Below are 13,670 nucleotides of genomic sequence, written 5' to 3' on the forward strand. Positions count from 1 at the left end.
ATCTATGTTCGAAGCTTCATTTTCTTTTGATTGTCGTGATAAACAAATTCTTGTTGTAGAAGATGAATACGATATTGGTGACATTATTGAACAATATTTAAAACGTGAAGGCATGAGAGTTATTCGGGCAATGAATGGAAAACAGGCGATAGAAATTCATGCGTCACAAACAATTGATTTAATCTTACTTGATATTAAATTACCTGAACTCAATGGTTGGGAAGTACTCAGTAAAATTCGTCAAAAAGCACAAACGCCCGTCATTATGCTGACTGCATTAGATCAAGATATAGATAAAGTGATGGCCTTGCGAATCGGCGCAGATGATTTTGTGGTTAAGCCTTTCAATCCAAATGAAGTGGTTGCACGTGTTCAGGCTGTTCTTAGAAGAACCCATCAGAATAAAAAAACGGTTATCAAAAATCTGATTTATAAAAATATTGAAATCGATACTGAGATTCATAGTGCTTATATCAATCAGATGGAAAAGAAGACCTTACTTAACTTGACATTAACTGAATATAAAATATTACTTTTGATGATTAATCAGCCACATAAAGTATTTACGCGTGGAGAATTGATGAATCAATGTTTGCCAGACAGCGATGCTTTAGAAAGAACAGTGGATAGCCACGTCAGTAAATTAAGAAAAAAATTAGAGGAATATGGGCTTGAACAGATGCTAATTAATGTCCGTGGTGTCGGGTATAGATTAGATCATCCCCAAGAATAATAGGATTGGACAGAAACAAGCCGACATACTGTAAGTTGAGATACGACAATGAAAAATAAATTAGGGATTAATAAGCAATTTTTTATTGCTTTTAGTATGGTGAATTTGAGCATCACTTTATTGTCTGTATTTCTAGGCTATGTAGTTTATAAGTATGCAATTGATCATGACTGGATTTCATTAAGTTCGCTGCAAGGAGACTTTACTGATTTTCATTTTATTGACTGGATTTGGCTAGGTACAGTCATTTTATGTGGTTCAATTATTTCTTTAATTATTGGAATGCAGTTAGCAAAAAGATTTATTGTGCCCATCAATTCATTGGCAGATGCCGCGAATAAAATTAGTGAGGGTGATTTGTCTGCCCGAGCAAATGATCAAAAAGTCCATTCTACAGAGATTTATACATTAATTTTAAATTTTAATGATATGGCTCAAAAGCTTGAAAGTTCTGTACAAAATGCACAAGTATGGAATGCTGCTATTGCTCATGAATTAAGAACGCCTATCACAATTTTACAAGGTAGATTACAAGGTATTGTAGATGGAGTTTTTAAAGCTGAACCAGAGCTAATCCGAAGTTTATTGAATCAAGTAGAGGGGCTGTCACATCTAGTAGAAGACTTGAGAACATTGAGTTTATTTGAAAATAAACAGCTTAGATTAAATATTGAGTCAGTTGATTTTTTAACATGTATTGAAAAAGTAGTACAGATGTTTGAGGAAAAGCTAACACAAGCAAAGATTACTATTGATTACGACATTTCACATGATTTTGTAAGATGCGATTCAAGACGTATAGAACAAGTTTTAATCGCTTTAATTGATAATGCTGTTAGATACTCAAACTCTGGAGTTCTAAAAATTAAGTCGTCAGTTGAACAAGACCAATGGACATTAGAAATACTAGATGAAGGACCGGGAATTCCACTTGAATATCAAAAAGAGTTATTCAATCCTTTTTATAGAGTAGAGCAGTCCAGAAATAAAGCTTTAGGTGGAACGGGGCTGGGCTTAGCAGTCGTGCAAGCCATTGTTTTAGCTCATTCAGGTACAATTGAATATGAAAATAAAGATTCGAGAAGTCTATTTATTATCACAATAAATATAAAAAGTTAGCCTTAATTGATAAATGAGAAAGTAAATCTTTAAAAAAATATAAAGAATAAGAGAGTTATAAATATTAAACTATATTTAATATGGTTTATTTGGCTTTTCATAAAAATTGTTGATATTTTTTTTACAAATAAAACATAATTTATATAATTTAGTGGTAAGAAATATTTAAGGATGAGGAGAGTTACATGGTTATGGAGCTAAAAAAGTAGATTTACAAACAATTTTTGATGCTCTTAACGTAGCCCAACCATTACACCGAGATTTAGAGAATTTCCCCGCTTTTATTGAGATGGGTAAAAAAGGACCCTGTGTTACTGCAAATTGCATGATAGCCTTAACAGATTTTACTGAAGAAAATGGAGCTACGCGTGTAGTTCCAGGTAGTCATGAATGGGATAATTTTGAAATGTCTGATGAAGAACGCTTTAGACACCAAGAGACTATTCCCGCTCTCATGAAAGCAGGCGATATGCTAATTTGGGAAGGTAAGGTTATCCATTCCGGTGGTGAAAATAAAACTGGTAATGAATATAGACGGGGTATTTCATTGCCAATGATTCCAGGATATTTTACTCCTGAAGAAACTTATCCATTTTCAATAGATCTAGAAATTGTCAGAAATTTACCTGCACGTGTTAAAAAAATTATAGGTTTTAGGTCAATTTTTCCGAAAACTGGTAATGGACTTTGGCAACATAATTTCGAAAAATTAGAAGACTATTTAGGCCTAAATTAGAATTCTTTTTGAACTTAAGTGAAGTAGTTTATATGGCTAAACTTGAGATATAAACTACCGCCACTGATCTTAGACACTTTACTTAATGACCGATTTTTAGGTGTTTGAGGAAAGTTTATAAAGCAATTGCGTAGAGATAAAGGCTAGGTCTGTTGAGTTTATAGAAGCTTTTACCGATAAATCTGAACTGAGCCTAAAAGCATCTAGATCATCTTCCCATTTATGACTTCCGAGTAATAAATCAAAATCAAGGCTGTCTAAATTATTAAAATTAGTTATACATTTTACTGAGGAAAGCACTTCAGGCTTATTCATATCCTGTGGGTTAAACCTTTCAATATAACTCATAAATTTTTGAGCATTATTAGAGGTGTGTTTTAAATTGAAATCTTTTATATAAATTGCTGAATTACAATTAGTTTTAATTGACCTTATTAAATCTAACTGTACTTTATATAAAATTAAATTCTTCTCTAAAATTGTATCCATCTCTACTAAGCTACTAATTACATCAAATTTAAAATAATTATTCTTTTTTATATATTTAACTTGATTGTTATCCCAAAAATTACGGATTAATAAAAAGCCATCTTTTTGAAGATGTAGATGTAAATTCTTAGGAAATAAAGTTACAGAGAATTCTGTAACATGTTTGAGTATAAATTCCATTTCTAGCTCCGTATGCATCTTCTAACAGGTGGAAATCTAAATTTTTTATCTAGAGTATTTTTTAGTTCTAAAACAAAAATTACTTAAATTTCCTTTAAAACTCTTAGAGATTATAAAGATTAAACTATTTTTATTATAGTTTAGTTATAAAATGTGCATAATTTTAATTTAAAATATTTATATATATTAAGTATTTAGTGGTTTTAATTTTGATTATTATTTTATTAAGCTATATTTGTTTTTGTTTATTGAGGTGTTAAAATAAGCCCTATATAACTCATGTGAATCATGCTTTTTTAAGAATTACACAGCCAATAGGCTTAAAGGTGAAGAAATTTACTGAAAAGATCTATAAAAAATATTAGTTTGGACAAAGTGTTAATCTAAAGTAGACTTTCATCAGTAGGTTGTGAAGTTTTATATGTGGTGATCTGTAGTGAATAATATTCGTGTAAAACGCATTCGTGCGCCTCAGCAAAGGCAAATAGAAAGAACCAATCAAATTTTAGATTGTATGGAAGCTTTGCTCAAAGAAAAAGAAATAAACGATATTAATCTGGTCGAAATTTCTGACTTAACTGGAATAGCATTACCTTCAATCTACTATCATTTCCCAAATAAAAATAGCATATTGGTTGCTCTTACTGAAAGAGTTCATGAAAATTGGAGACAAAATATTCGTTCAAAAATTAGTCCTGATATTGAATCATGGCAAGAGTTAATTTGCCAGTTTATATCTATTGGTGCGAATCATCTTAGAGAAAACTCATATGTACCTAAACTAATTTTAAATAATAATTCACCAATGGAAACTAGAGAAGTTGATTCAAATCAATGCGCTGCTTTAGCGATGGCAATAATGGATAGTCTAGATAATTACTTTGAAGGGATTAACAAAGCTCGTTATACAGAAAAAATGATTATTGCAGTGTATATCTTAGATGGAATTTGGAAAAATGCTTTTTTTCAGTATGGCTCGTTACCAGATGAAATTGTAAAAGAATCCCAAAGAGCATTGATTTCTTATCTAAGAAGTTATTTCCCAGAAGACTTCGAACCCAAAAAGAAGCTAGAGGCTTAAAAATTAAGCCTCTATGAACTCTTAATTGTTAAGAGTTCATAGAGTGTTTTTTAAATTTTTACTTCAATATTTCACAGCTATAAAATTCATATTTCTCATTTATATATCAATAAAGCATAGACTTAAAAGAGACAAATAAAAAAACAAAGAATTGTTTAGATTACAGAAACTTATAGTAGCGAAGCTAATTTAATAAAATAGCCGAAAATACAATTCAGGCAATAAGTTGATTACTAAAATATATTATTTATAAATACAAATTAATTATTTCTTATCAAAACCTTATGTCTTTTTTAACTTTGCCTAATTAACCTAAATCTCAGAAATTTTTTCAATTAGTCAGTAGCTGATTTATGGGATCAGAAATCCAAAAAATTCTTACTAAACTATAGTAATTATAGTTTATTTTTGATTGGAATAGTTTTATTATTGAAAAATAGCAATTAAGCTATAATAATTGTAGTTTATTATATGTTTGATAGATCCTACAATGGATACAAGTAGCAATATTCTATAGGCATGCTTTTGCAACTTTAAAAGTAAAGCAAAAATGCTTTAAATATTAAATAGTTAAAGAAAAGGACCTCATATGTCATTAATGAAGCTAAGTAAAGACACAGAAATCAATGAAATTGTTTCTACTATCATGAGAGATGGTGGAGTAATTATTGAAAATTTTTTAAATGAAGAACTTACCCAAGAAATTTATCAAGAATTATCTAAACAATTAGATAGTATCCCTGATGGTGAGGATGAGTATTTTGCAGGTACTAAAACACGAAGAATGAGTCGATTATTCTCACGTTTACCACAAATGCAATTAGTGGCAATGAATCCGGTCTTTTTTGAAACGGCAAAAACTATCCTTCAAAAGCCTTTGCATTTTTGGAGTGGTGAAAATAGAGTAGAACTTATCCCAGACGTTCAAATCGGAATGACTCAAGCCATTCAAATTTGGCCAGGTCAAAAAGCTCAACCTCTGCATCGTGATGATGCCGTATGGATGTGGCGACATCCTATATATGGGCGCGAAGCACGTGTACAAATTATGGTTGCTGTTACTGACTTTACTGAAGAAAATGGTGCTACAAAAGTGATCCCTCAAAGCCATTTATGGGATGACCAAAGAGGGCCTCAAATAGATGAAGCAGTTTCTGCAGAAATGAAAGCAGGAGATGCTTTAATCTGGATTGGATCAACTTATCATGGCGGGGGAGAAAATGTTAGCAGTGAACCTCGAATTGGTTTGACTATGTCTTATGATTTAGCTTTTTTAAGACAAGAAGAGAATCATTATCTTTCTATGTCACCTGAATCAATGAGTAATTTTTCAGATGAGCTGAAGGGGCTATTAGGCTGGAACATGAGTAGTACATTTGTAGGGTTTGTGGAGCATGAGGGTAGAATGATGAATCCTCTTGATTTATTAAATGCTCAACAAACTAGTCAGAAAATCTAATATTTATTATTAAATATTTTAGAGCCAAATAGAGTATGAATGATTATACTTTATTTGGTTTTTTAATATATTCTAATCTATTTAAAATTTATTTCTATTTTAAGAATAAGTTAGATTAAGTTGATGCTATTAAAATATTTTCTATAAAAATGCAATTCAACACTGTATTATTGAATTGCATGATATTCAATTTAATTAAAATTATTTTTCAAACTGTACTTAGATGTTTTTCTAAAAAGTTAATTTGATCGGTAAGTAACTTTTCTTGCCATGGTGTAGCGTAAAAATCAAAGTGATCAATTGGGTACTCAATTAATTCGGTAGGACCTTTCATTAAGCTTGCAGTTTTTCTGGCAGCATCTGGTGGAGCAATTTGATCATTGGCTCCTACTTGTACTAACGCAGGGCATTGTATACTTTTAGCAAAAGTGATAGGTCGATTTCTAGTTACTTCTAAGGCTGCTCGAGCACAGACTTCATTACGCCACGTCGGGCCAGCCATTGATTTATAATTCTCTTCTGCGCCAGGCGTACTAATCATTGCAGCCGTTCCAGGTTGTCCCACAATTGGAATGGTGTGAGAGTCTTGAAGCATAATTGCCCTAAATTGATCTTTCAAGCCATGGGCAATAGCGGTGGTTAATTGTTTGAAACCGCCATATTGGTAAACTTGAAAAAGAGCTGCTAAACCATCTGTTGCAGGATTCATAGAAATAACAGCTGAAACTTTTTGATCTTGCGCTGCAACGGTAATAACATGACCACCAGAGTAAGAGGTACCCCAAAGTATTATTCGGTTTCGATCTATATAAGGTAGATTCCGCACAGTTGTAATTGCTGCTTGGTAGTCTTCACGCTGAGCTTTATAGGAAACATTTTGTCTTGGGAAGCCGCCAGATTCTCCAAAACCACGATAATCGAAAATAAATGTATCAAAACCAGCTTTGTTTAAGGGTTCAGCAAAACTTAATAAACCTGTATCTTTAGTACCGCCAAAACCATTCGCCATGACAATGCATGGTCTACCTTTTGAATTCATATGTTTATCGGTACTTGCAGGAATATACCATGCTGAACATGTAACTCCTTTACTTGTAAATTTGATATTTTCCATAATATTTTTCCTTTATATTCAGTCTCTTATTTGAGTAGGTTTATAAGAGACTGAAATTTTTTATATATGATTAAGCTTGTACTTTTGCGCCTTCTGGTGATGGGTCCGTAACTACAGTTAATTTTTTCTTAGGGATGATCTGACTAAACTGTAATTCCTTATCAAATACAGGTCCCTTATCAAGTCTTTCAAGATCAAACTCATAATCCTGTAATAAAGTCCATGGACCTTCGGTACCTGCCTTAGGAAATTGTGCAATACTTCTTTGAATGTACCCAGAATTCAAATCGACAAATGGTACACGGTTCATATTTTTGTTACTGATGACTGGTGTAAAAATTCTATATTGGTTCTTATCCATGTAGTCTAAAAGTCTACAGAAGTGTCTCCAAATAAGATCAATTTTTAAGGTCCAGGCGATGTTGGTATAGCCAAATGCGAACGCAAAATTAGGTACATCTGACAACATCATTGATTTAAATATCGTAGTGTCTGGATAGTTTATTGCTTTACCATCTACAGATAATTGAATGCGACTAAATGGCAGAGCATTTAAGCCGGTAGCTGTAATAATAATATCGGCGTCTAATGTTTTCCCGGATTTTAGTAAAATACCATCTTTGGTAAATTTATCGATATGATCGGTTACAACTGATGCTTTTCCAGAAGAAATTGCTTTAAACATATCTCCATCTGGTACTACGCATAGACGTTCATCCCATGGATTGTACTTTGGCGAAAAATGAGTAGATACATCAAAGTCTTTAGGTAGTTTTCTTCGTACATCTGCAATTAATAAGCGGCGCATAGCACTTGGGAATTGACGACTTAATTTATAAACTGCTCTACTTAACGTAATATTCTTACGTCTAATAAGATCAAAGGCACGTTTAGGAGAAAAAAGTTTATTTATAGTATTGGCGATAGGATCTACACTAGGAAGCGCCATTAAGTAGCTCGGAGATCTTTGAAGCATAGTAATATGCTTAACTTTTTCAGCCATAGCTGGAATTAATGTCACTGCAGTAGCGCCACTACCAATAACAACAACTTTCTTACCCGTATAGTCTAGGTTTTCAGGCCATTGTTGAGGATGGATGATTTGACCTTGAAAGTCTTCGGTTCCTTTAAAATCTGGTGTGTAACCAGTGCTGTAGTCATAATAACCTGTACCTAGGATTAAGAACCTAGAACGCAAAGTGGTGATGTTTTTTTGATTTTTTTGTTTAACTTTGACTAACCAGATACCTTCATCAGATGAAAATTCTGCATTTGTTACAGAGTGGCTAAGACAAATATGCTTTTCAATATCATTCTCTGAAACCGTTTCTTTTAGATAATCACAGATCATTTTTGCACTACCAAAAGTTCTTTCGCTAGTCCAAGGCTTAAAACCAAAAGCAAAACATTGCATATCTGAATCAGAACGGATACCAGGGTAGCGGAATAAACTCCACGTCCCACCAATTTCATCACGTCCTTCTAATATTTTAAATGTCGATTGTGGTCTATATTTCTTTAAATGATAAGCAGCGCTAATACCTGCGATCCCTGCACCAATAATTAAAACATCAGTAATGGCTGATTGATCTGATGAGCTCATATCTTTTTCCTCTTTACATAATTTCAGTAAATTGAGCACCAGTTAGATTTCTAAGATGATGATTTTTAATCTTCATTCTTCCTTGACTCTGATGAACAAAAGCCTAATTCCTATATGTCTATTCAGGTTTATAAGCCTGCTCTGGTAAAGGAAAAGAGGCATTCTTTTATTATTAATTTATCAATTACACTGTGTCAATGACTTGTGGTAGTTATTGAACTCTACAGTTTAATTTTGAAAATTCATGCCCTAAATGTTTGATAAATATTAATTTTAAAAAAATAAATTATTTTTATTGCTTTAAGTTATTGATTTTATCTTGTTAATTTAATTATAGATATGCGCTTATTTTTTATCATATTTATTGGAAAAAATATAAAAAGTAATTGAATCTCATAGTTTATTAGAAATTTTAAGTAACATTAAATAATATCAATTATGGATTAATTTTCATTTTTTATAAAATTATTGCTTTTTTAATTTTATTAAGTCATATTTTCTATAGATTAGTTGTGTTGCACAAAAGGAAGTTGTAAATGGTTATACAAGTCGAAAAAATCATGGCTGAACATGAATTGCATCAGCGTGCAGAACATGAAGAGCAATATTCTTATGGAAGTGCATTTTGTAATGGACAATACGTACCAATACAAGAAGCATCTGTCCCATTAATGGATGCTGGTTTTTTACATGCAGATGCGGCATATGATGTGGTTACGGTTTCTAGAGGTGCTTTTTTCCGTTTAGATGATCACTTGGATCGTATGGAAGCATCATGTCAAAAATTCTTTCTTGAAAATCCGTATAGTCGTGAAGAAGTCAGAGAAATTCTTACAAACCTAGTTAAATTAACAGGTCTAAAAGATGCTTATGTTTGGTGGGCTGTAACAAGAGGACCTTTAAGCAGTGCAAGCAGAAAAAATCCTGTATTGCAACAAAATGCTATGTTCGCTTTTGTATCACCATACTTCTTCCAAGCAGATGATGAACGTAGAACAAATGGCTTAGAAATATTAATTAGTAAACACTACAATCGTATTTCTGAGAAAGCTGTAGATCCAACAGCTAAAAATTTCCATTGGATGGACATGAAACTTGGTCTTTACGAAGCTCGTAGTCAAGACAAAGATTGGGTTGTTTTGACTGATGGAAATGGTTATTTAACTGAAGCTGCTGGCGCCAATATTTTTGCTATAAAAAATAATGAAATTTATACTCCAGATTCAGGGTGTTTAGAAGGTATTACCCGAAGAACTGTCATTGAATTGGCTAATGAATTAGGCGTAAAAACACATATAACAAAAGTGAAAGAGGAAGAACTTCTAGAAGCTGATGAAGCGTTCACTTCAAGCTCAGCAGGTGGAGTTATGCCTATTCAAACAGTTGATGAGGTGGTTTTACCCATTGCACCTACCAACGAAAATTCTTTAGCGGCTAAATTACACGATTTATATTGGACAAAGCGTTGGGACGGTTGGTTAGCGACTAAGGTCAACTATGATTCTTAAAGTTTTATAATATAAAAATAGTTAAGCCTATTTCGATAAATAGGCTTAACTTGTTTATAACTAAAATATCTGAAACTTATTAAAATAATACTTTTAATTTTATATAATTGATTGTTAAAGATAATTTGAAAATCTGTTTATGTATGAACTAAAATAATTTAAGTCTTGTCGAAATTTTTATTAATACCTACAATGGCACCGTGCTCATTAGAACTAGGATAGTATGACAACTGCTCCTCGCCACCGTAGACCAAAACACGACCCAAAAGAATCTGAGCGAGAAATATTGGAAGCTGCTGAACAGTTTTTAAGTGAACATCATTTTCGTGAACTCAATGTTGATGAAGTTATGCGACGCACGGGTTTAAAACGCCCAGCTTTTTATGTCCATTTTCGTGATAAAAATGATCTTACTCTTCGTCTCGTTCAAAATATTAGTAAAGAACTATTTAAGATTTCAGATCGCTGGTTAGAGGGTAATAATCCTAAGGAAGATTTCCATCGGGCGTTAGTCGATTCAGTAAAAGTCTATGTAGAGCATGGTCGTTTATTAAGAGCTTTTGTCGAAGCTGCAAGTGGTGATGAGCGCGTTGATGCTGTCTATCGTGGCTTAATACAGGAATTTATCACCGCTGCTGCTCAGCATATAAGGGCAGAGCAACAAGCTGGAAAAATTAGAAAAGATGTAGAAGTAGAAGAAACAGCAAAAGCTCTAATTTGGCTTGAAGAAAGATATCTTTCAGAAGCTTTTGGATACACTACACAAGTTCAATCAGATGTTGTAATTCGGGTATTAGAAAATATTTGGATTTCAACATTATATGGTGCGAATTAGCAAGAGTGGAGTAATAGAAAGAATTTTTTCTATCTTTAATCAACTTTAAAGTTACATTCCATGTTCATTAATTAAAAATATTGTTAAACCATTCTGTAATTTTTCATAATATTGACACAATGTCATTGACACTGTGTTATTAATTTTGTAGTGTATATTTTGTTCTTTTTTATTATTAAAATTAATTGAAATGGATAGGTAAGTTATTAATTAACTTATGGTTTATAAAGAATTATAACTCAAGGATTAATGATGGAAAAATCTGTAAGCAAAGGGTGTGCTGAGTTAGGATCACACTTAGGAATAGTTAAAAATACGATTGTAAATAACCGAATGAAATATTTCTTAGGCAGAAAATTTCAGTTGAAATCTGGCTCCATTATATTTAGTACAATCGGTGTCTTTTTTAGTGGTTATAGTCATGCTTCAGCACTTGAACAGTCGGGCCAATCGATATTGCCTTTTTTGGAAGCCGGTAATTATGCAGAAGTAAGTGCTTTCGCTATTGATCCTTCTGTTTCTGGTGTAGTCCATGATCGTCCAGATCTTGTTCGACCTAATCAAAGTCGTAATACAGGTGATATTGGGCAAGATAATCAATTCTATACAGCTGCATTAAAGTTGCAACTCACAGACCAATTCAGTTTTGGGTTACTCTACGATCAGCCTTTTGCTGCAAAATCAGCATATCCAGTTCTCCCTAATAATAGTTATTCTGATGAAGCCAGTCGTGAAGGTACATCCGTAAATGTAAAAAGCCAAAATTTAAGTTTTATTTTGGGTTATTCACCTATTAAAAACTTTCAAGTTTATGGTGGACCCGTTTATCAAACTGTAGAAGGTGATGTGTCTTTCAGAGGAATGGCATATACCGAAGCTTTTAATGGATACAATGCTAAATTTAAAAAAGAGGGAGAGCTAGGTTGGCTAGTAGGGGGAAGTTATCAAATTCCGGAAATTGCGCTTAAAGCAGCTGTAACTTATCGTTCAAAAATTAAATATGATTTTCAAGTAGATGAAAATATCTTTGGTGAGCCATTACAATACACTGCACCTGCAAAAACAAGAATAGAAGCACCTCAATCTGTAAATATAGATTTTCAAACAGGTATTGCTGAAAAGACGCTTGCCTATATGAACCTTAGATGGGTGAATTGGAAAAAATTTAATATTCGCCCAACGCAATATGATGCACTTACAGCATTCTATATGGATACATTAACAGGAGGAGCATATAAACAAGGTATTGATTTGGATTCTTACCAAAAAGATCAATATAGTGTAACGCTTGGGTTAGGACAACAGTTAACAGACCGTTGGAGTATTGCATCTGATATTGGTTGGGATTCTGGATCAGGTCATCCTGCTTCAACGCTTGGACCCGTGAACGGTTTTTGGTCTTTTGGGCTTGGCGCTCAATTTAATCCAGCACCTAATTATTTTATTGCTGCTGGCGTAAAATATTTCTGGCTAGGGGATACTAAAGCTGAAGGTGGTGGTTACTTCTTACCAATCGAAGGTATTAAAGAATTTTCAGAGCAGGCTGAGTTTAAAGATAATCGCGCAATTGTATATGCGTTAAAATTTGGATATCGCTTTTAGTCTATGTGGGGTAGCTATTTTTTGAAATTTTTGAAATGTAAGGCAGACTAACTTATTTTTCTGCCTGAGTTTATTTTAATTTAAATTTTTAAAAAATATTAATTAAATCAATGGGGTGATGTTTGTAAGGCTCTAATGATATATATCTCATTAATATTACAAGGGATAAAGTAATGAGAAGTGAAACTGCAATATTAACGAATAAAATTGCTCATATTTTATTAAGCTTAAGTAGTTCTAAAGAAGGTATGCGTTTAAAAGATTTAGTGCTTGAAACGGGTATTGCACATGCTTCTACACATCGTATATTGAATGATTTGATTAAAATTGGGTTTGTTCAGCAGCTAGATAATAAAATATATCAACTTGGTCCAGAAATATTTACTTTAGGACTAAGTGCACCTGTACCAATATCAGACTTAAATACCTTAGAGGAATTTGCGCAAGAGTTGGCAGATGACTGTGGCGATTTAGTTTGTATTGGATTAAAGCAATTTAATGGAGTACGCTATGTCGCTGTTTGTCAAGGTGAAAATCCTATTTTCCCTTACAGCATACATAAAGGTGATTTGAAGCCCTTTACTGCGACTTATTCAGGTATTGCACTTTTAGCTTATTTAAAAGAAGAAGAGCAAAGATACTGGATTCAAAAACCGAAATTAGATGCTCCTATAGAATGGGTTTCAGAGAACCATTTACATTTAAAGAAATCTATACCTGATTTTATAGATAAAATGAAAAAGGATAATTATATATATGCTCAAAATTTAGTCTACCCAAACATTAGTGGAATTACGACTATTATTCCATCCCAAAATGGAGGAATGCCATATATGACGCTTTCCATTTCAGCTAGTACCGAGCGACTTCAACCAGAGTACGCAAAGAAGTTAATACCCAAAATAATGAGTACAGCAAGTAAGATGTCGAGTTTAATTTATTGATTTTATATAAATAATTAGCTATTTGTTTTTTTTAATAAATATCAAAAATATAATAATTTATCGTTATATATGGGCTAATTTTTTCAATGTATATAATAAATAAAAATAGTATGTAAAATAATTTTAAATATATTAATTTCTCTTAAAAATCTATTTAAATTAAGTTGTTTTTATTTAAATTCTATATTTTCTATGAGAATTTTATGTTTTATTTTTAAATTCAATTATTTATTAAAAGATGCTGGGTTGATTTTAAACCTAGTTATG

At 32.4% G+C, this 13,670-nt stretch carries 12 protein-coding genes; 9 read left to right on the forward strand and 3 right to left on the reverse strand.

The genetic code is table 11. The features are described from left to right. Positions 1-4: 4 nt before the first annotated feature. The 3 genes from adeR (at position 5) to HLV59_RS08410 (ending at position 2,588) form a co-directional block, all read left to right on the forward strand. Positions 5-733, forward strand: coding sequence for an efflux system response regulator transcription factor AdeR (gene adeR, locus HLV59_RS08400; protein ID WP_171429736.1), 729 nt, complete (start codon positions 5-7; stop codon positions 731-733). 48 nt (positions 734-781) lie between these two features. Next, on the forward strand, positions 782-1,852 hold the full coding sequence (adeS, locus tag HLV59_RS08405; protein ID WP_171429737.1) for a two-component sensor histidine kinase AdeS: 1,071 nt from the start codon (positions 782-784) through the stop codon (positions 1,850-1,852). A gap of 289 nt (positions 1,853-2,141) precedes the next feature. Continuing rightward, positions 2,142-2,588, forward strand: a complete 447-nt coding sequence (locus HLV59_RS08410) for a phytanoyl-CoA dioxygenase family protein (RefSeq protein ID WP_267313496.1) — start codon at positions 2,142-2,144, stop codon at positions 2,586-2,588. A 96-nt stretch (positions 2,589-2,684) separates the two neighbouring features. Here the strand turns inward: HLV59_RS08410 and HLV59_RS08415 are convergent, their stop codons facing one another. After that, a complete protein-coding gene (locus HLV59_RS08415; RefSeq protein WP_163118602.1) occupies positions 2,685-3,257 on the reverse strand; it encodes a hypothetical protein in 573 nt (190 codons plus the stop codon). Positions 3,258-3,693: 436 nt separating this feature from the next. Here HLV59_RS08415 and HLV59_RS08420 point away from each other — a divergent pair, with 436 nt between their 5' ends. Then, the gene (locus HLV59_RS08420) at positions 3,694-4,338 is read left to right on the forward strand and encodes a TetR/AcrR family transcriptional regulator (protein WP_031948445.1); all 645 of its coding nucleotides are present in this window, start codon (positions 3,694-3,696) and stop codon (positions 4,336-4,338) included. A 589-nt stretch (positions 4,339-4,927) separates the two neighbouring features. Then, complete coding sequence (locus HLV59_RS08425; protein WP_171429738.1) at positions 4,928-5,797, forward strand: phytanoyl-CoA dioxygenase family protein; 870 nt, start codon at positions 4,928-4,930, stop codon at positions 5,795-5,797. A 208-nt stretch (positions 5,798-6,005) separates the two neighbouring features. On the opposite strand, the gene HLV59_RS08430 is transcribed toward HLV59_RS08425, so the two are convergent. Together HLV59_RS08430 and HLV59_RS08435 are read right to left on the reverse strand one after the other, a co-directional pair. Continuing rightward, positions 6,006-6,911 carry an alpha/beta hydrolase gene (locus HLV59_RS08430; protein ID WP_171429739.1) on the reverse strand — a complete coding sequence of 302 codons (906 nt, stop codon included), beginning with the start codon at positions 6,909-6,911 and terminating at the stop codon, positions 6,006-6,008. Between the two features lie 70 nt (positions 6,912-6,981). Then, a complete protein-coding gene (locus HLV59_RS08435) occupies positions 6,982-8,514 on the reverse strand; it encodes a flavin-containing monooxygenase (protein WP_171429740.1) in 1,533 nt (510 codons plus the stop codon). Positions 8,515-9,050: 536 nt separating this feature from the next. On the opposite strand from HLV59_RS08435, the gene HLV59_RS08440 reads away from it, so the two are divergent. The 4 genes from HLV59_RS08440 (at position 9,051) to HLV59_RS08455 (ending at position 13,403) form a co-directional block, all read left to right on the forward strand. Next, entirely contained in the window at positions 9,051-10,022 is a 972-nt protein-coding gene (locus HLV59_RS08440) for an aminotransferase class IV (protein ID WP_171429741.1), read from the forward strand. Positions 10,023-10,245: 223 nt separating this feature from the next. Further along, positions 10,246-10,857, forward strand: a complete 612-nt coding sequence (locus HLV59_RS08445; protein ID WP_171429742.1) for a TetR/AcrR family transcriptional regulator — start codon at positions 10,246-10,248, stop codon at positions 10,855-10,857. A gap of 252 nt (positions 10,858-11,109) precedes the next feature. Further along, the gene (locus HLV59_RS08450) at positions 11,110-12,459 is read left to right on the forward strand and encodes an outer membrane protein transport protein (RefSeq protein WP_171429743.1); all 1,350 of its coding nucleotides are present in this window, start codon (positions 11,110-11,112) and stop codon (positions 12,457-12,459) included. 173 nt (positions 12,460-12,632) lie between these two features. Next, positions 12,633-13,403: an IclR family transcriptional regulator gene (locus HLV59_RS08455; protein ID WP_171429744.1), complete on the forward strand. Its 771-nt coding sequence runs from the start codon at positions 12,633-12,635 to the stop codon at positions 13,401-13,403. Positions 13,404-13,670: the final 267 nt, after the last annotated feature.

Source organism: Acinetobacter lactucae (assembly GCF_013122135.1).
Taxonomy (GTDB): domain Bacteria; phylum Pseudomonadota; class Gammaproteobacteria; order Pseudomonadales; family Moraxellaceae; genus Acinetobacter; species Acinetobacter lactucae.

Coding starts and splice junctions, on each gene's coding strand:
- adeR (WP_171429736.1), top strand. CDS start 5: ATGTTCGAAGCTTCATTTTCTTTTGATTGTCGTGATAAACAAATTCTT.
- adeS (WP_171429737.1), top strand. CDS start 782: ATGAAAAATAAATTAGGGATTAATAAGCAATTTTTTATTGCTTTTAGT.
- HLV59_RS08410 (WP_267313496.1), top strand. CDS start 2,142: ATGGGTAAAAAAGGACCCTGTGTTACTGCAAATTGCATGATAGCCTTA.
- HLV59_RS08415 (WP_163118602.1), bottom strand. CDS start 3,257: ATGGAATTTATACTCAAACATGTTACAGAATTCTCTGTAACTTTATTT.
- HLV59_RS08425 (WP_171429738.1), top strand. CDS start 4,928: ATGTCATTAATGAAGCTAAGTAAAGACACAGAAATCAATGAAATTGTT.
- HLV59_RS08430 (WP_171429739.1), bottom strand. CDS start 6,911: ATGGAAAATATCAAATTTACAAGTAAAGGAGTTACATGTTCAGCATGG.
- HLV59_RS08435 (WP_171429740.1), bottom strand. CDS start 8,514: ATGAGCTCATCAGATCAATCAGCCATTACTGATGTTTTAATTATTGGT.
- HLV59_RS08440 (WP_171429741.1), top strand. CDS start 9,051: ATGGTTATACAAGTCGAAAAAATCATGGCTGAACATGAATTGCATCAG.
- HLV59_RS08445 (WP_171429742.1), top strand. CDS start 10,246: ATGACAACTGCTCCTCGCCACCGTAGACCAAAACACGACCCAAAAGAA.
- HLV59_RS08450 (WP_171429743.1), top strand. CDS start 11,110: ATGGAAAAATCTGTAAGCAAAGGGTGTGCTGAGTTAGGATCACACTTA.
- HLV59_RS08455 (WP_171429744.1), top strand. CDS start 12,633: ATGAGAAGTGAAACTGCAATATTAACGAATAAAATTGCTCATATTTTA.